The 17,000-nt window shown below is 65.3% G+C and carries 14 protein-coding genes; 5 read left to right on the forward strand and 9 right to left on the reverse strand.

Annotated elements, in window-relative coordinates:
* Positions 1 to 13: 13 nt before the first annotated feature.
* The 6 genes from fcl to gspD all read right to left on the reverse strand — a co-directional run bounded on the left by fcl (position 14) and on the right by gspD (position 7,320).
* Positions 14 to 970: a GDP-L-fucose synthase gene (gene fcl / locus ACQR0Z_RS21225; protein WP_434919890.1), complete on the reverse strand. Its 957-nt coding sequence runs from the start codon at positions 968 to 970 to the stop codon at positions 14 to 16.
* A complete protein-coding gene (gmd, locus tag ACQR0Z_RS21230; protein WP_434920204.1) occupies positions 951 to 2,009 on the reverse strand; it encodes a GDP-mannose 4,6-dehydratase in 1,059 nt (352 codons plus the stop codon). The genes fcl and gmd overlap by 20 nt, the downstream gene beginning before the upstream one ends.
* A gap of 267 nt (positions 2,010 to 2,276) precedes the next feature.
* The gene (locus ACQR0Z_RS21235) at positions 2,277 to 3,188 is read right to left on the reverse strand and encodes a Hint domain-containing protein (RefSeq protein ID WP_434919891.1); all 912 of its coding nucleotides are present in this window, start codon (positions 3,186 to 3,188) and stop codon (positions 2,277 to 2,279) included.
* A gap of 419 nt (positions 3,189 to 3,607) precedes the next feature.
* Positions 3,608 to 4,276, reverse strand: a complete 669-nt coding sequence (locus ACQR0Z_RS21240; RefSeq protein WP_434919892.1) for a transglutaminase-like cysteine peptidase — start codon at positions 4,274 to 4,276, stop codon at positions 3,608 to 3,610.
* 261 nt (positions 4,277 to 4,537) lie between these two features.
* On the reverse strand, positions 4,538 to 5,035 hold the full coding sequence (locus ACQR0Z_RS21245; RefSeq protein WP_434919893.1) for a tetratricopeptide repeat protein: 498 nt from the start codon (positions 5,033 to 5,035) through the stop codon (positions 4,538 to 4,540).
* A gap of 29 nt (positions 5,036 to 5,064) precedes the next feature.
* Positions 5,065 to 7,320: a type II secretion system secretin GspD gene (gene gspD / locus ACQR0Z_RS21250; protein ID WP_434919894.1), complete on the reverse strand. Its 2,256-nt coding sequence runs from the start codon at positions 7,318 to 7,320 to the stop codon at positions 5,065 to 5,067.
* A 338-nt stretch (positions 7,321 to 7,658) separates the two neighbouring features.
* Between gspD and ACQR0Z_RS21255 the strand changes: the two genes are divergently transcribed.
* The 4 genes from ACQR0Z_RS21255 to ACQR0Z_RS21270 all read left to right on the forward strand — a co-directional run bounded on the left by ACQR0Z_RS21255 (position 7,659) and on the right by ACQR0Z_RS21270 (position 10,138).
* Positions 7,659 to 8,144: a type II secretion system protein gene (locus ACQR0Z_RS21255; protein ID WP_434919895.1), complete on the forward strand. Its 486-nt coding sequence runs from the start codon at positions 7,659 to 7,661 to the stop codon at positions 8,142 to 8,144.
* Complete coding sequence (locus tag ACQR0Z_RS21260; RefSeq protein WP_434919896.1) at positions 8,122 to 8,520, forward strand: prepilin-type N-terminal cleavage/methylation domain-containing protein; 399 nt, start codon at positions 8,122 to 8,124, stop codon at positions 8,518 to 8,520. The genes ACQR0Z_RS21255 and ACQR0Z_RS21260 overlap by 23 nt, the downstream gene beginning before the upstream one ends.
* A 62-nt stretch (positions 8,521 to 8,582) precedes the next feature.
* Positions 8,583 to 9,227, forward strand: coding sequence for a hypothetical protein (locus tag ACQR0Z_RS21265; RefSeq protein ID WP_434919897.1), 645 nt, complete (start codon positions 8,583 to 8,585; stop codon positions 9,225 to 9,227).
* On the forward strand, positions 9,224 to 10,138 hold the full coding sequence (locus ACQR0Z_RS21270; protein WP_434919898.1) for a general secretion pathway protein GspK: 915 nt from the start codon (positions 9,224 to 9,226) through the stop codon (positions 10,136 to 10,138). The genes ACQR0Z_RS21265 and ACQR0Z_RS21270 overlap by 4 nt, the downstream gene beginning before the upstream one ends.
* Here ACQR0Z_RS21270 and ACQR0Z_RS21275 read toward each other — a convergent pair whose 3' ends face one another.
* Entirely contained in the window at positions 10,139 to 11,398 is a 1,260-nt protein-coding gene (locus ACQR0Z_RS21275) for an O-antigen ligase family protein (protein ID WP_434919899.1), read from the reverse strand. It abuts the gene before it with no gap.
* A 93-nt stretch (positions 11,399 to 11,491) separates the two neighbouring features.
* Complete coding sequence (locus ACQR0Z_RS21280; protein ID WP_434919900.1) at positions 11,492 to 13,996, reverse strand: tetratricopeptide repeat protein; 2,505 nt, start codon at positions 13,994 to 13,996, stop codon at positions 11,492 to 11,494.
* A 214-nt stretch (positions 13,997 to 14,210) separates the two neighbouring features.
* Here ACQR0Z_RS21280 and ACQR0Z_RS21285 point away from each other — a divergent pair, with 214 nt between their 5' ends.
* Positions 14,211 to 15,611 carry a lipopolysaccharide biosynthesis protein gene (locus ACQR0Z_RS21285; protein WP_434919901.1) on the forward strand — a complete coding sequence of 467 codons (1,401 nt, stop codon included), beginning with the start codon at positions 14,211 to 14,213 and terminating at the stop codon, positions 15,609 to 15,611.
* A gap of 57 nt (positions 15,612 to 15,668) precedes the next feature.
* Here ACQR0Z_RS21285 and ACQR0Z_RS21290 read toward each other — a convergent pair whose 3' ends face one another.
* Positions 15,669 to 16,955: a glycosyltransferase WbuB gene (locus ACQR0Z_RS21290; RefSeq protein WP_434919902.1), complete on the reverse strand. Its 1,287-nt coding sequence runs from the start codon at positions 16,953 to 16,955 to the stop codon at positions 15,669 to 15,671.
* Between the last annotated feature and the right edge of the window lie 45 nt (positions 16,956 to 17,000).

Raw genomic sequence — 17,000 nt, forward strand, 5'->3', positions numbered from 1 at the left:
CGACAGCCAGTCGTCAGGCCGTTTCGGGGCGCATCTCTGCGACAAAGGCGCGATAGGCCCGCCTGACACCGTCCTGCAGCGGGGTTGTCGCCGACCATCCGAGCCCCGCAAGGCGCGTGACGTCGAGCAGCTTGCGCGGCGTCCCGTCGGGCCGCGACGGATCGAAGCTGATCCGCCCCTCGTAACCGACGACGTCCGCGACCACGCGCGCGAAATCGGCGATGCTGATGTCTTCGCCGGTGCCGATATTGACGAGCTCCGGTGCCGAATATGTCTTCATCAGATGCACGCAGGCATCGGCCATGTCGTCGACATAGAGGAACTCGCGCCGCGGTGTGCCGGTGCCCCAAACGATCACTTCGGGCGCACGCGTCAGCTTCGCTTCGTGGAAGCGGCCGATCAACGCGGCGACGACATGGCTGTATTCCGGATGGTAGTTGTCGCCGGGGCCGTACAGATTGGTCGGCATCACGCTGATGAAGTCCGCGCCGTACTGGCTGCGATAGGCCTCGGCCATCTTGATGCCCGCGATCTTGGCGATCGCGTAAGGCTCGTTGGTAGGCTCGAGCAGCCCGGTCAACATCGCATCCTCGCGCAGCGGCTGTGCGGCGAATTTCGGATAGATGCAGGAGGAGCCGAGGAACAGCAGCTTCTCGGCGCCATTCGCGTGAGCCGCGTGAATGACATTCGCTGCAATCGCCAGATTGTCGTAGATGAATTCGGCGCGCCTGGTGTTATTGGCGACGACGCCGCCGACGGTTGCGGCGGCAAGGAACACGACCTGCGGCCTGTTCCGGGCGAACCAGGCGAAGACCGCGGCCTGGTCGCGCAGATCGACCTCGCTGCGTGGTACGGTCAGCAGGTCGATGCGCTCTTTCGCCAGCCGTCGCACCAGCGCTTGGCCGACCATGCCGCGATGGCCGGCCACGAATACGCGCTTGCCGGCGAGGTCAAAGATCACGGGCGCCATCGGCGACCTCCCGCCGGGCAAGCTGCAGATCGCTCGCGACCATTTCGCGAACGAGTTCGTTCAAACTCCGCTTCGGCCGCCAGCCTAGCTTGTCGCGCGCCTTGCTCGCGTCGCCGACCAGAAGGTCCACCTCGGTCGGACGGAAATAACGCGGATCGATGCGGACCAGGGCCTGTCCCGATCGGCGGTCGATCCCGACTTCCTCGATCTCCCGGCCCCGCCATTCGATCTGGCGATCGACCTCTGCAAAGGCGAGTTCGACGAACTCGCGCACCGAGCGCATCTCGCCGGTGGCCAGCACGAAATCGTCGGGCTCGTCGACCTGGAGGATCTGGTGCATGCCCTCGACGTAGTCCCTCGCATGGCCCCAGTCGCGCTTCGCCTCGAGATTGCCGAGGTAAAGCGTGCTCTCGAGACCGAGTTCGATGCGCGCCACGGCGCGCGTGATCTTGCGGGTTACGAACGTTTCGCCACGGATCGGGCTCTCATGATTGAACAGGATGCCGTTCGCGGCGAACATGCCATAGGCTTCGCGATAGTTCACCGTGATCCAATAGCCGTAAAGCTTGGCGCAGCCATAGGGCGAGCGCGGGTAGAACGGCGTGCTCTCCCGCTGCGGCGTCTCCTGGACGAGCCCGTAGAGCTCGGATGTCGAGGCCTGATAGAACCGGATCTCGCGTTCCATGCCGAGGATGCGGATGGCCTCGAGCAGCCGCAGCACGCCGAGCGCGTCTGCATTGGCGGTGTATTCCGGGCTCTCGAAGCTGACGCCGACGTGGCTCTGCGCCGCGAGATTGTAGATCTCGGTCGGACGGACCTGCTGGACCAGCCGGATGAGATTGGTCGAGTCCGTCATGTCTCCATAATGCAGCAGAAAAGGCGTGTTGCCGTCGTGCCGGTCCTCGTAGAGATGATCGATGCGCGCCGTGTTGAAGGACGACGACCGCCGCTTGATGCCGTGGACCGTGTAGCCCAGGCCCAGCAGATATTCGGAGAGATAGGCGCCATCCTGTCCGGTGACGCCGGTGATCAGAGCCACAGGCTGCTTGGAACTCAAGTCAAATCCACCTTCATTGGACGGCTTGCCGCGAGGCGGCCGTGGACATCCGAATTGCACCGGCGCGTTGAAACTGAGAGGCCGTCAGGAACGGTCAGACTGCGCCGGGGCTCTCGTATCACGGCGTTCGTTAACATCGAAGTATAACATCGACGTGATGCATCGGATCGCATCCGGATGAGCGGGCAAAGAGTAAAGCCGGCGCGCCCGGGCGGATCGGCGGCGCCGTCCACCCGGGCACGCGGTCGTTCAGGTCAGGGCTGCGGCGCGCAGCTCGATGTCCGCCCTGATCTCGTCGAACCGTTGCGGTCCAAGCCAGGGCGACATCAGGCTGCGGGCGCGGGTCGCGAACTCGCGGCGCGGCCCGTTGCAGATGATCGGGGCGCAATGCGCCTCTTCGGTGTGGCGCTCGCCGAATTCGCGCAGATAGCTACTGAAGTTGCTCATGGTCTCATCCACCTTCAGCAGCGTCTCGCACGGCGCGCCCTCGGCATAGACCACGTCATGGCTTGCGAGCTTGATGTGGAAGAACTCCAGCACCTCATGCTGGTCGGCCGGATCGATGGTGATCGTCGTGCCGTTGACGAGCGTGCCGGCCGGGATCAGAAGGCCATCGAGCAGCAGGGCGTGGCCCTGGGTCACATAGAGGTCGCGCTTCGGCATGTCAGGATCGAGGGCAGACCGTGCAATGCGGACGGGGCGGGCGGCAGTGGGCCAGGCAGCGCCGGGCTTCATCCGAAGCCGCCGGAAGCTGCCGATCCACTGCACCGGACGCAGACCGCCGAACACGGTCGGCAGAAGATCGCCGGCCATCAGGTCCTCGATGGCACGCTCGCCGCTGGCGGTCATGATGCGTGTTCCTCGCAGAAAGCAGAGATTGCCGTGGCTGCCGCCGCCGCCGCCGTGATGACCGCCACCACCGTGGTGGCCACCGCCGCCGCCATGATTGCCGCCGCCGTGACCGCCGCGCCAGCCGCCCCAACCACCCCAGCCGTGCCTGCCGCCGGAGCCCCAGTCGGAGCCGTGCTCGCGAGCGAGCGCTTGCGACGGCAGCATCTCGGCGAGGAGCGGCCCCGCCGCCAGCGCACAGATGGCTCTCAGATCTCGCGCCAGAAACGCGCGCCGCGACGTCCGCGCATCCGGTTGGGTCGGGTCGGTCATGTCGGTCTCCAATGATGTGATGCAGCCGTTGAGCCGCGATCAATGCGTGACAGGAGGGATATGATGTGTTTTCGGCAGAAAAGGTGATGCTTTACCGTCTCAAGATATCATAATTATGCGATGCAAATAATATCAGGCCAAAAATGTAACACAACTGCGCTCGGCTCGCGTCCCATAGATGTCAGGAGAGAAACGAGGCGCGGGTTGCAGGACCTTGGATGCGTTTTGCAGCCCAGTTCTTGGCGATCGCCGGCTGGCTGCTCGATCCAGGCCGCGCAAGACTGGACGGACCAAGACCGGACGGACCAGATCGGATCAATATTCCATGAAAAATGAATGCCGCTCGGGTGGCGACATGGCGTATCGGGCGCTGGCGGCTTGATCGTTCGGCGCGACCGCGCGTCACAACGGAGGCAGCGTCACGGCCGCGCGCTGCTGATCTGCTCCGGCCGCGGCTGGCTCATGGAAAAGGCCAGCCAGACGTTGGGGTCCCGTGAACTCTGCCGCAGCAGATAGCGATAGCTGGTTTCGTACCAGAACAGGATTTCCGGCGTGAGATTGTCGAGGATCATCTCGCCGCGGTCGGTGCGGACCGTCAGGACGGCATGACGGTCAACGTCGCCCGCCCGGCCTTGGACCACGGTCACCAGCAGCGCGCCAGCCGGCCAGCCGGCCTCGCTGAGCAGACGACGCTTGAGCAGCACGATGTCCTCGCAGTCACCACGGTCGAACGGCATCGCCCAGCGCTCTGTCTCGCCGTAGAGCGCCTTGTCCGTGGTGTATTTGACGCGGTCGTTGACGTGAGCGTTGATGACATAGAGTTGCTGCAGCTTTTCAGGGGTGAGTTGCAAGTCATCGGAGCTGTCCGGGGTCGGACGGCACTCCTTCGGCTGATCCGCGCAGAATCGCAGCCAGCCGTTTGGCGCCTTGGCGACCACGTCGAGCTTGGCGAAGATGGCGGGGCGGGCCAGGAACGCGTTCGCAGGATGAGCGCCGAGCGCGGCGCAGGCCGCCACAGCGATCGTCACGCAGACGCGGGTGATCGCCGATTGTCGGACGTTCGTTGCCGGGGTGCCAAGCTTCCACATCTGCCAGTATCCAATGGGCCTGATGGGCGCGATTCTGACAGATGGGCTTCTAGATCCGGCTAAGCAATCGATTCAAATTGTTCTCAATGCGCTCGAATCTTACGCCCTTTGGCTCGAGCTATCGTCGGCTGTCGCGGGATGTGATGCAGGACCCGTCATGCAGCACGATGATCATGCGGCAATACTGATACCGGTGTGAGCCGTTCCCGGTACGTCAGCCTGGCATGGGCAAGCCGGCCGTCGCCGGCGGGCTAAATGCGTTCAAAAATCCGACTCCTGCGGCCAGCGCAGCGCATGCCATTGCCCCAATGCAATCTGGTGCCGGGTCATCTTCGTGGCCACCGCGTTGCGCAGCCGGGTGTATCTCTCGCGCATGTGCGCCGGTGCGCGGGCGGCAGCGAGGTTCAACCATTTGTAGGCCGCGATATCGTCACGGGGGACGCCGTGCCCCTTGTCGTAGGCGAGGCCGAGACGATATTGCGCGGCCGTGTCGCCCTGTTCCGCCGCGTGGCGATACCAATAGGCGGCGGCATCATAGGCCTGAGGGACACCCTGACCGGTCTCGTAGAGAAAGCCGAGCATCGTCTGCGCGCGTGCGTTGCCTCGCTCGGCCATGGTTATCAGCATGACGCCTGCGGCTGCAAAATCACCTCGCGCAATCAGGTCGTTCACCGTGCGCAGCGACGTCGCGTGTCCTTGTCGCGGAGCGAGGATGACGAAGACGAGGCAGAGCAGGAAGGGCCGCAGCATCCTTTTCATGACAGATCATCATCCCCCGATGAGCTTCCTCAGCGCAGCCTCGTTGCGCTGCCCTGCCGGCTTTCGGCGTTGCCGAGCGAGCCCCTCAGCTTTGAACGGACCTCCTCGGCGACGAAATTGGCGTCGACGCCGTCGCGAATGATCTGGGGGCGGATGAAGATGATGAGCTCGGTGCGCTGAACGTTTTTGCCGGTCTGCGCGAACAAGTCGCCGATGCCGGGGATCTGGTCGATGCCGGGGATGCCGCTTCGCGTGCGGTTCTGGGTGTCACTGATCAGGCCGGCGAGCAGCACCGTCTGTCCGCTGGCGACCGCGACCGAGCTGCGCAGCTTGCGGGTAGCGACCGTCGGTGTCAGCGAATTGGTCGCGCCGTTTCCGCCGTTGGTTCCGTTCAGCGCGTTGCTGATCTCCTGCTCGACATCGAGGCGGACGTTGCCGTTCGCATTGATGCGAGGCACCACGCGGAGGATGATGCCGGTGCTGCGATAGTCGGTGGTGCTGGCGACGGTGTTGTTGCCGGTCAGCACCGTCGCGGTTCCGGTCTGGATCGGGATTTCGTTGCCGACCTGCAGCGTGGCGACCTGGTTGTCGATCACGACGAGAGAGGGATTGGAGAGAACCTTGACGTCGGTCACGGCGTGGAGCGCGCTGAGGATGAGGCGCGGCGTCGTGGCCGATCCGACCAGGAAGTTGAAACCGGGAATGGCGCGGTTCAAGACGACATTGCCTGCCGTGGCAATGGCGGTGGACGCCGCGTCGCCGAAGGATCCGGTGTCGGGTTTGAGTCCGAGATCGCGGCTCATGATGTAGGACTGCACGCCGAACTGCAGGTCATCGGTCAGCGTGACTTCCGCGATGGTTGCCTCGATCGCGACCTGGCGCTGCGGGCGGTCCAATTGGCGCACGGTCCGCTCGACGATGCTGTACTGCTCCTGGCTGGCATAGATCAGAAGCGAGTTGTTGACGGAGTCGGCGGTGATGCGCACGCCTTCGAGCACGCCGCCGATGCCACCTGAGCCGCCGGCGCGGACCGCACCGCCCGTGTTCGTTCCCGCGGGACCATCGAACAGGCTGCCTGCCTGGCCCTGCGCAGTCGCGCCGGCGGTTGCACTCGTGCCCATATCGCTGCCGCCGCTCGCTGCGGCGCTGGCGCGCGCGCTGCTGCCATAGGCGCCTGCCGATTGGCCCGAGGTGCCGACTGATAATCGGCTCAACGGGCTGGAGCTGGAGGACAGGCCCGACCCCGGTGCGATCGAACCTCCGGTGCTGTCGACCGAGGCGGCGCCTGCAGAGTTGCCGAAGATCTCGTTGATCGCGCGGGCAATCTGGCGTGCCTCGCCATACTTCACGTAGTAGACGTGAATCGACGATCGGGCATTGTTGGTGTTGTCCAGGCGGCCGATCCAGGTTTCGATCCGCTGCAATGTCTCCGGCTTGCGCGCCACCGCAAGGATCGCATTCATGCGCCCGATCGGGTGGAACCTGACGACATGCTGCGAGACGCCGCCCTCGCCGGAGTCGATGATCTTTTCAAGTTCGGCGATGATCGGCTCCGGGTTGCTGTTCTGCACCGGGAAGATTCCAACCGACTGGCCGCGCATCCAGTCCATGTCGAAGCTCAGCAGCAGATCGACCGCGTTGCGCCGCTCGCTGCCGGTACCCTGGACGATGATGAGGTTGCGGCTGGGATCGGCGCGGAGCATGCCCTGCTTGGTGCCGAAATTCTCCACCAGCTTCGTGAGCATCTGCGCGGAGACATTCTGGATCGGGACGACCGAGATGCCGTAGCCGGGCTCGGTGCGATCGGCGGTCTCGACATTGCCGGAGCCGACCGCATCGGCCTGCGGGACCAGCCGGTAGGCGCCGTTGTCGCGGATCAAGGCGATGCCGGCGACGCGCAACGCGCTTTCCAGCGCGAACAGCACATCGGATTTGGGGATCGGTCGCCCCGAGGACAGGCTGATCGTGCCTTGCACTCTCGTATCTACGACATAACCGACGCCGAGCATGTCGCCGAGCACCACCTTTGCGACTGAGGCGATCGCTGCGTTCTCGAAGTTGAGCTCAAGCTTGTCGCGACTGACGGTCGAACTCGTTCGCTCGTAAGAAGTGTCTGATGCACGTTCCGCTGGATCCGGCGTGTAGATGATCGGCTTGCCGCGACGGCCGGTGTCCACTTTCGCCTGCGCGACTTCGCTCGGCGATCGCGGCTGCAGGTCGAGCGAGCGAACCTTGTCCAGCACGTCGACGTCGCGCGCGTCAGTCTGGTCGGCAACGCCCGACACGGTGTTGCATCCGGCGAGCAGCGCACACAACAGCGTAGACCGAATGAACAGGCCAATCCGGCGTGATGTTCCGCCCACAGTCCGCCTCTGCTCTTACGCTACTATGAATGACGGCCGTTGAGCGCAGACGGCGAGGCCGATTGGCCCGCTTTTAGCCATGGTCTGTGACAGGTGTATGTGACAGTATGATCATGACGCCGAGTGTCGCATAATAGTAACGTGCCTCGCCTGATACAGTCTCGGCGCACGCATCGTGGGCGCGTGTCACATTCTTGCGTGGTCAAGACGCGTAGGGAGGTTGGCGACATGCGCGGAGCAAATCGAGGAAATCGGCTGACATGACCGCATCAGCAGGCGTACCCGATCGGCTCGGACATGCACAATGCGGGATGACGATGCTGGAGATGGTCTGTGTGCTGGCGATCGTCGCGATGCTCGCCGCGATAGCGCTTCCGATGCTGCCGAGTTCGACCTCGCCGTCGCGGCTGGAGGCCTATGCGATCGCACTTGCTGCGCTGCTGAAGGCCGATCGCAATGCAGCGTTCCAGGACGACCGTCAGGTCGCTGCCAGCATCGATACGCAGGCGCGCAGGGTGATGTCCGGCTCGGGTCCACAGGTCGTTCAGCTTCCGGCCGACGTTGCCTTCGAAGCCGTGCTGCCGCAGCGCTGCAACGGACTGCCGGCGTTCTCGACCATTAGCTTCCTGCCGAGCGGCATGTCCTGCGGCGGCATCCTGCGGATCGCCTGCGAGGGCTATGGCATCGAGATCAAGGTCAACTGGCTGACGGGAGATATCGACCTTGCGGCGCAAACCGGATCATGACCCTGACCACGAGGCCGGATTCGCCCTGGTCGAGGTGCTGGTCGCGCTTGTCGTGATCGCCGTGACGCTGTCGGCGATCGGCGCGCTCGCCGCGACAAACACGCGCGGCGTCGGCAGGCTCAGGCAGCATGTCGGCTTGATCGCGACGATCAGGCTGGTGGCTGCAGGACTTCCGCGCGCCGGTGAGCCGTTGCCGCAGCAACTCTCCGGCGAGCTGGCCGGGCACCGCTGGCAGATGCGTGTGTCGCGGTTTGGCGACATCAACAACGATCAGTCACGCTTCGTTCCGGCGCGCATCGAATTGCGCGTGCGGTCCGCCTCGGGCGCCATGATGACGGTCGAGACCATTAGGTTACAGAGCCGGGGCGGATCGTGAGACGTCGCGCGCAGGCTGCTGACCGGAGCACACAGGCCGGCTTCACCCTGATCGAGACTCTGGTGCTGATCGCGCTCACGGGTCTCATCATGACGATGCTCGCGGCTGTCACGCGCGACTGGCTGCCCAATTGGAAGCGTGGGCTGCGCTACGCGCAGGAGAGTGAGAAGGTCGGCATCGTGCTCGAACGCCTCGTGGCCGACCTGGCCGCCGCGCAATTCATGACACCCAACCGGCTGAGCCGGAACCCGCTGTTTCGCGGCGATGAGCAGTCGGTGGCTTTCGTGCGCTCCACACTCAGCCCCAACGGGCGGCGTGGGCTCGAGATCGTGCAGATCGCCGAGCTGTCGGACGGTCGCGGGCGAGCGCTGGTGCGGTCGACGGCGCCGTTCCGCATTCTTCCCAATGGCGACTTGTCGGGCGATCAGATCAAGTTCGCGGATCCGGTGGTGCTGCTGCGGGCGCCGTTCAGCGTGAGGTTCGCCTATGCCTCTCCGGATGGCCGCTGGCTACGGGCGTGGCCCAATCTGGGTGTTCTCCCGTCGGCCGTTCGCATCAGCGTGCGAACCGCTGACGACGGTTCAGGGCAGCTGATCTCGGCTGCCGCGCGGATCCAGGTCGACGCGATGGCGCCGGTGCCTGATCCCGTCGATGACAACCGCCTGGAAGCGCCAAAAGCCGCTGCCGCGGCGGCGCAGTTCCAATGATCGATCTGCGCACGCGAGGGGGCCACGACGATCATGCCGATGCCGGCTTTGTGCTGGTGTTCGCGCTATGGCTGCTCGCGGCTCTGGCAGGCTTTGCAGTCGTCGCATCGGCCTATGTCACGCAGTCGGCGCGGACGCTGGCGGTTCTCGACGCCGGCCTGGAAACCGACATGCTCACCTCCGCTGCAGTGGAGCTCGCCGCCTATCAGCTGTCTACGGCGCCCACGGTCAGGCGGCCGTCGCGCGGCGCGTTCACGTTTCGCCTCTCCGCTGCGCAGGTTCAGGTCGAGTACTTGTCCGAGGCTGCGCGCATCAATCTCAACATGGCGCCGCGGGCCATGATCGCCGGCTTGTTCGCAGCCCTCGGCAGCGACGGCGATGCCGCCAACGCGTTCGCCGACCGGATCGCCGGTTGGCGCAGTGCGCCCCGGCCGAACGGGCAGGATAGCGAGGACGGACTCTACGGCGCGGCCGGCCGGCTGGCGCGCCGGGCGCCGTTCAACAGCGTCGAGGAGCTGTGGCTCGTGCTGGGGCTCCCGGCTGACGTCGTCGAGCGTGTGCTGCCTTATGTGACGGTCTACAGCGGAGTTGCCGAGATCAATGTGCTGGACGCGCCGCCGATCGTGCTCGCGGCTCTGCCGGAGATGACGCCGGCGAAGCTCGACGCCTTCCTCAATGCCCGTGATACGTTGCCGCCTGATGCGGAAGTCGTGCTCGGCGCGCTCGGCGGCCGTCAGCCGGGAGCCACGACCCGCGGCAGCGACGCCTATCGCCTTCGCATCCATCTCACGCTGTCGAGCGGGCGCCGGCGTACCTCGGAGGTGGTCATCATGATTGCAGGCCCAGGAGAGCGAGAGGCTTATCATGTACTGTCGTGGCAGGATGATCTGACGGGGGAAGCGCGCAGATAGCTACTCTGCCGGCCGGGCTGCGATAGGCTGATAGGGTTGGCTTCGGCGAGGATTGATGTCGTTCGGCGTCCGGGCGAGGAGCGAGGCCGCCGCCAGACGGGGCCGGAACATGAGAAACAGTAGCGACAGCGAGAAGGCGTCGCCCAGGCTCAGCAGTTGCGGCTGGAAGAAGGCGCCGAGCCCGAGCGCGGCAAGGCCGCCGAACCGGGCGCAGGCGAATTGATGGTCCCGGCGATCTCGGCCCAACGTCATTACCGCTTCGATCCCGGTGGCTACGATGATGGACAGCAGGAAGGTGATCAGCACGCCGCCGCCGACGATGCCGAATTCCAGGACGGTTTTCAGATAGCCGTTGTGGCCACCTTCCTCGCCGATCATCGTCCGCTTGAAGCCGATCCCGAACGGGTGTTCGGCAATGGCCTCGAGCGAGTGCTGCCACAGATCGTCACGGCCCGAGATGCCGGATGTCAGTCCGCGATCCGGATCGTCGAGCGCGAGCACGCCGGAGATCACCGGCCAGAACAGCACGACGACGCAAGGCAGGAGAATGGCGGCGGCGATCTTGCCGGGCGAGAATGGATCGAGCGTCGCCTGGTGCAGCAGGAAGGCGGCGGCGCAGCCGGCCATCGCGAACCGCGAGCTGACCAGCGTCACCATCGCAAACGACAGCACGCGGACCACGACGCCGATCCAGCCGCGCCTGAACTGCGACAGGATGAAGGATGCCAGGAGCGGGGCGGCAAAGCCGTTGGGATGGATGTTGCCGACGCTGCGGCCATCAGGCCATCCCAATGCTGCGATCGCCACCACACCGAAGGAGCATAGCACGACGGCGGCGCCGGTCAGGCAGATCTCGAGATCGCGGCCCGGCAGCGCCCAGACGACGCACAGGGATACGGAGGTGATTACAAGCAACAAGGTGTAGACGATCCCCATCAGCGCCGGCATGTCGAGCTCGCGCAGCTGGCAGACCAGCGAGAGGAAGAAGATCGCGAGAATGCCGAGCGCCGTGGTGGACAGACGGCCAACGGCTTGCTGCACCCTGAAACCCTGGGAGACGAAGACGGCGAGGACGAACAGGGCGAGTCCGGCGATCTGGCTGATAACGATGACGCTGTTCTCGGTGGCGATGGAGTAATACTCGGTCCACGCCTCGACGAGGTCGACCTTCAGCGACAGCAGCGGATAGCTCAGCAGCGCGCACCAGATCCAGAACGCGCCGATGGTCATCCACGTCGAAAATCGTGTGAGCGGCATCATGCGATCATGGTCTCTTCGAGATGTCCGCCAGGCGAGCGCGGCGGTCTCGCGGGGCAGGCCTGCGGCGGCATCCGAGACATTGTCGTCATCGCCTCAGGCGTGCTTTGACCCGCAAGCGGTCAGATGGTTGGGGGTGATCCCCTGAGCATGGCGATCAACCATAGCCGTGAACACGCCCTCCAGATCGCGCGTAAAGTGGCGGGTGTCGAATAGCGGCGCGACCGTAAGGGCATTGGCAAGCCGGTTCCGCAGCGTCGCGAGGCGGTTGGGGCTCGAGGCAAGCTGCACGGCGAGCTGCTCGTACTGATCCTGGTCGGTCGTCACGAGCTCGGGAAGGCCGACGGCATGCAGCAGACCGGTGCCGACGCGGCCCGCGAAAGCGGGACCTGTCTGCGTCAGCAGGGGGACGCCCGCCCAGAGCGCATCGCTGGCTGTGGTGTGTGCGGCATAGGGCAGGGTGTCGAGCACGAGATCGGCACAGTGCAGGCGGGCCAGATGCTGTGCCGGCGGCACGTGCCGGGCGAACACCAGCCGCTCGGGGGCGATGCCGCGGGCTGCTGCTTCCTTGCGCAGGTTTGTGGACGCAACCGGGTTGTCCTCGAACAGCCAGAGCACGCCACGCTCGATCTGGCGCAGGATCCGCATCCAGCTGTCGAACATCTCCGGCGTGATCTTGTAGTTATCGTTGAAGCAGCAAAAGACGAATGCATCGTCCGGCAGGCCGTGATCGCGGCGGACCGCGTCCGCGCCAGGGCGGAACCGGCGGTCATCATTGGCCTGGTAGCTGTGGGGGAGCCAGGCCACCTTTTCGGCATAGAAGGGGCGATCTGAATCCGGGATCACGTGAGCGTCGGCGATGATGTAGTCGATGAAGTCGGCGCCGATTGTGCCGGGAAAGCCGAGATAGCTGACCTGGATCGGCGCCGGGCGCAACGCGAACAGGCCGGTGCGCGCTCCCTGGGTGTAGCCCTTGAGGTCGACGAGAATGTCGATCTGCTTGCCGAGGATCAGTTCGGCCAACTCGCCATCCCCCATCTCGCGCGCATCGATGAAGTGCTCGAAGGCGGATCGCAAGCGCTGGCGCATCGGACCGCCGTCATCGGGACCCAGCGAGATGGCCGTCACTTCGAACCGGCTCCTGTCGTGATGCTCGATCACGCCCGCCAGGAGCTGCGAGGTCGCATGTTCGTGGAAGTCGGCCGAGACATAGCCGAGACGAATACGATCGTTGAGACGAGTCGCGAGCAGGGGTGTCGGCGCTGCATTGGCGGGACGAAAGTTGCGCGCGACCCATTGCCGCGCGCATTGCAGCTGCTCCGCCGGTGTCGATGGAATGGCGACGAACATGAACGGCGCGATCGCCGCGCCGTCGCGGACCGCAGCTCGGACGGCGTCGACGGCGGCCTCATAGCCGGTCCAGTCGCACAAATGCATCTTCACGCGCAGCCGGGCGGCAACGATGTCCCGCTGATCCGGGTTCAACTGCAAGGATCGCGTCCAGTCACGCAGCGCTTCCTCGAAGCGCTTGGCGAGATAGGCGGCCTGGCCGCGGGCACGCCACCCGGCTGGCACGTGAGATGACAGTTCGAGCGACCGGTCGATCGGCGCGAGGGCGCCGGCGTGGTCGCCGAGCGACAGAAGTACAAGGCCCTGGCCCAGCCAGGCGTCGCTCCAGGTCGCGTCGATCGCCAGCGCGCGCTCGAAGGCCGCCTGCGCCTGCTTGTGCTGACCTGCCTTCAGGGCGACATGACCGAGACCGGTCCACGCAGCCGCCTGCTCCGGTTCGATCTCGGTCGCGCGGCGGTAGGCGGACTCGGCCTCGTCAAGACGGTCCAGATGCAGCAACGCGTCGCCGTGCGCGACCGAGGCGAGCGCAAGTCCGGGCTGAAGCGCGCGGGCGCGGTCGGCCGCGGCCAGAGCCTCCTCACCACGGCCGAGCTGAATGAGAGCGAAGCAGCGGCCGGCCCAGGCGGCGGGGTGCTCCGGCTGCGTGGCGATGACCCGCTCGTAGGCGGCGAGGGCCTCGCGCGGCTGCCCGAGGGCGAGGTGGATCGTTCCCTGGTCGAGATGAATGTCGGGAAACAGCGGATTGAGGCGGGCGGCCCGTGCATAGGCTTCGAGCGCCGGCTGATATTGTCGGGTTCGGGCGAGGGCCGAGCCGAGCATCGCATGGGCGGGAAAGTGGCTGGGATGACGCTCCAGCAGCCGCGTCAGCTGATCGATGGCGGCACTGAACTCGCCGCGCGCGAGCATCGCGGCAGCGCCGGTGTGCAGAAGCGGCAGGCTGTTGGGCGCGATGTCGGGAAATCGGCGGCAGAGCGCGATGACGCCATCATAGTCTCCGGCGCGGTGCAGCACCGTTGCGTAGTTCTCGACGAAGTCGGGGTTGACCGGTCGCGACTGCACCGCGCGATCCAGGAGCGGCTTGGCGCGCGCCAGGTGTCCCGCGGTGGCCTCGGCGACCCCGAGGAAGTGCAAGGCGTCGATATCGTCTGGGTTTCTGACGACCAGCTCTCGATACAGTTCGGCCGCCGCCACCGAGTTGCCTCTGTTGAGCAACGCGTGGGCTCGATCCATGAGGTGCTGCTCGCTCTGCATCGCCATCGTGCCCGTCCGCGTGACTGACGCCCGCTCTCCTGGCGCACTCCCCAACCGGCGAAGTCCTAGCGGCCATTTTGAACAGGAACGTGACACATGAGGACAATGTAACATAGGTGTATTATTGAGCATGATGGCTATCATCGGCGTGCGCTTGTGCTAAGTCGAGGGGCGGCCGATCGCAGCGCTCGGCCATGCGAAACGAGAGATTTCCATGCGCGAGAGCAGCGCTGCCAGCGTGAGGCCGGATGCAGACATCCCGCATCCCCATATCTCGCCTCCAGGCGTCGCGCTTCAAGGCATCGGCGGCGCGTCGCGCTGGTCACGCTTGAGGCGCGGGCTCCGGCGCCGTCTGATGTCGCCACAGAGCCGCCAGCGGCGGCTCGCAAATGTCATCCTCCTGGTTGGCGGCCTCGGGCTGGGGCAGGGGAGTCTGTTCGTCTGCCAGTCCTTGCTGATCGCCCGTGGACAATATGAGCTGCTCGCGCAGTTCGGCCTGCACTACGCCCTCGCCGGGCTCGGCATCATGCTGGTCGATGCCGGGGCAGTCACCTCGCTCGCGCGGATGATGGCGCGGCACTATACCGAGCCCCACGCGCACCAACAGGTCTGGCGCACTTTCGCCGAGACGAGCGTGATCCGTGCGGCGATCGCGGTCGTCATCGCCGCAGGCGCCATTGTCTATGGTGTCCTCATCGCGGATCATGGCTTTTCGAAATCTTACGTGATGCTCGCCGTTCCCGGATCGACGCTGTGGGCTGTCAACGGGACGGGCTTGCTCGATGGCCTGCGTCTCAGCGGCGTCAGCGGTCTCGCCGCAGCGCTGCCGGCAATCGCGACCGCCGTCGGTCTTCTGGCCGCGGCGTCGTTGCCCGCAGACACGGCTGGCGCGGTTCTGGGATCGGCGTTCTCGGCGGGCTACGCGGTGACGCTGCTTCTGCAATGGTCCGTGCTTGGGCGGAATGGCTGGTCGCCGCGCTGGGCGCGTGTCACGCGCACGGGTGTGGCGACGGCAGCACGAGACGCCGTCGCGCTGCTGTTCCAGCTGCTGCCGGGGCAGCTGTTCGGCCGTGGGCAGATCCTGTTGAGCGCATCGTTTCTCGGCGCTGAAACCACAGCCCTGTTTGTTTATGCCAAGCAGATCGTGAGTGCGCTCACGCAGGTCGTTGCCTTCGTTCTTCGCGTCGAGTTTCCCAATCTGGTCGAGACCCTGGCGCGGACGGGGCCGCGGACTCTGCAGCGAATCCTCGCGCCGCAGATGGCCGCTCTCGGTTGTGCGCTCGTGCTGGCCTGCGGGATGCTGGCGGCCGCGGCCATCGTGGATCGGCTCCCGAGCCTCGGTCTTCATCGCACGGCAATCGTGTTGGCTCTGTTCGCGCCGACCGTGCTGACGGTGTCGCTGTCGCTGGTCGTGATGCAGGGCCTGGCCGCTCTCGGCGCCTACAGGCTGATGGCCTGGAGTCTGGCCGGCAGCGCCGCCGCGGGCATGGTTGTCGCGGCCCTGACCATCCCGTGGCTCGGAATCGGCGCGCTCGTGGTCGGCGAGGTCGCCTTTCATCTCATCGGGTTCTACGTGATCGCGCGACGCGGCTTCGGGCGATCGCACCCCGGATGATGCCTCAGACCAGCCTGGTGATCGATGGGTGCACCTCCGGCCGACAATATCTCATGTTCAATCGGCCGATGGCAGCGGACGGGACTCCGCGGACGTTCTCGGTTGTTTCGTCGGCCGGCATTCCGCGAGCGCAGCAAACTCACGCTCGATGCCACGAATGACAGCCGACCGATCCCAATTCTGGCGAGCGCGAATACGGGCCACACGGCCCAACGTCGCGCGCATCTCCTCGTCCTCCGCAAGCCGCACGACGGCCGCCGACAGCGCGCCGACATCACCCGGCGAAACGAGCAGGCCCGCGCCGTCGATCTCTTCCGCGATTCCTGATCCCGGCGCTGCCATGGCGACCACCGGGCGGCCGGAGGCCAGAATGCCGGCGAGCTTCGACGGCAGCACCAGATCCGAGATCTGTGCCTTCTGGGGCAGAAGATGAATGTCGGCGGTGCTGAGCAACTCGCTCAGCCGTTCGGAAGGTTGCAGATCGAGAAAATGGACGTTGGCAAGTCCTTCGGCCATGCGTATCAGTTCGGGCTTGACGGGACCATTGCCGCAGAGCACGAAATGCAGCGAACTGCGTCCGCGCAGACCGGAGGCCATGTCGATCACGAGATCGAGGCCCTGCTTGTTGGACATGGCGCCGGAATAAAGTGCGATCACGTCTGAGGCGCCAAGTCCGAGCTGCGCACGGAAGCACGTGGCAGAGGTGCCCGGCGCGATCGCGTCCGTATCGATCCAGTTGCGAAATTCGGACAGCTTCTCGGCCGAGAGCCCCTTCCTGCGCAGACAGCGCAACATCTGCGGTGATATCGTCGACACATGGTCGAACGCGTCCATGAGGCGCCGCTCGAGACCGAGCATCAGGGCGCGCGCCCTCGCGTTCGTTCCGAGCAGTCCGAGCTCGAACGCAGCGTCGACCTCGAAGTCCTGGACGTGAAGCCAGCAGGGCGCGTTGGCAATCCTGGCGGCGGTCACTGCCAGCATGGCCGAGAGCAGTGAAGGCGCGACCGCAACGACGATGTCCGGCCGCCAGCGCAGCGCGCTGCTCAGGACCGGCGCTGATGCCGAGAGCAGGAAGGAGCCGTGATGAACGAGGCGCTTGAGGCCCGACGGCGACTTCGGGACATAGATCGGGGCCCGGATGAGATCGACGCCGCGGGCTCGGTCCCGGGCATACCATAACGAACGATATTCTGCCGGGACGACCCAGTCTGGGTAATAGGGCGGCGCGGTCACGATCCGAACGTCGTGGCCCAGGGCAGCCAATCCTTCGCACATCTCCGAGTTGTATTTGGCTACGCCGATCAGATCCGGGGCATAATTGATGCCTATCACCAAGAGGCGCATGATCTTCCTCGGATCTGCGGGCGAGGTGCGCTCGCCGCGGTTGAA

Source organism: Bradyrhizobium sp. HKCCYLS3077, assembly GCF_051167555.1.
GTDB lineage: Bacteria > Pseudomonadota > Alphaproteobacteria > Rhizobiales > Xanthobacteraceae > Bradyrhizobium.

Coding starts and splice junctions, on each gene's coding strand:
- ACQR0Z_RS21275 (WP_434919899.1), bottom strand. CDS start 11,398: ATGATGCCGCTCACACGATTTTCGACGTGGATGACCATCGGCGCGTTC.
- ACQR0Z_RS21285 (WP_434919901.1), top strand. CDS start 14,211: ATGCGCGAGAGCAGCGCTGCCAGCGTGAGGCCGGATGCAGACATCCCG.
- ACQR0Z_RS21290 (WP_434919902.1), bottom strand. CDS start 16,955: ATGCGCCTCTTGGTGATAGGCATCAATTATGCCCCGGATCTGATCGGC.
- ACQR0Z_RS21240 (WP_434919892.1), bottom strand. CDS start 4,276: ATGTGGAAGCTTGGCACCCCGGCAACGAACGTCCGACAATCGGCGATC.
- ACQR0Z_RS21280 (WP_434919900.1), bottom strand. CDS start 13,996: ATGCAGAGCGAGCAGCACCTCATGGATCGAGCCCACGCGTTGCTCAAC.
- ACQR0Z_RS21245 (WP_434919893.1), bottom strand. CDS start 5,035: ATGAAAAGGATGCTGCGGCCCTTCCTGCTCTGCCTCGTCTTCGTCATC.
- ACQR0Z_RS21235 (WP_434919891.1), bottom strand. CDS start 3,188: ATGACCGACCCGACCCAACCGGATGCGCGGACGTCGCGGCGCGCGTTT.
- ACQR0Z_RS21270 (WP_434919898.1), top strand. CDS start 9,224: ATGATCGATCTGCGCACGCGAGGGGGCCACGACGATCATGCCGATGCC.
- fcl (WP_434919890.1), bottom strand. CDS start 970: ATGGCGCCCGTGATCTTTGACCTCGCCGGCAAGCGCGTATTCGTGGCC.
- ACQR0Z_RS21255 (WP_434919895.1), top strand. CDS start 7,659: ATGACCGCATCAGCAGGCGTACCCGATCGGCTCGGACATGCACAATGC.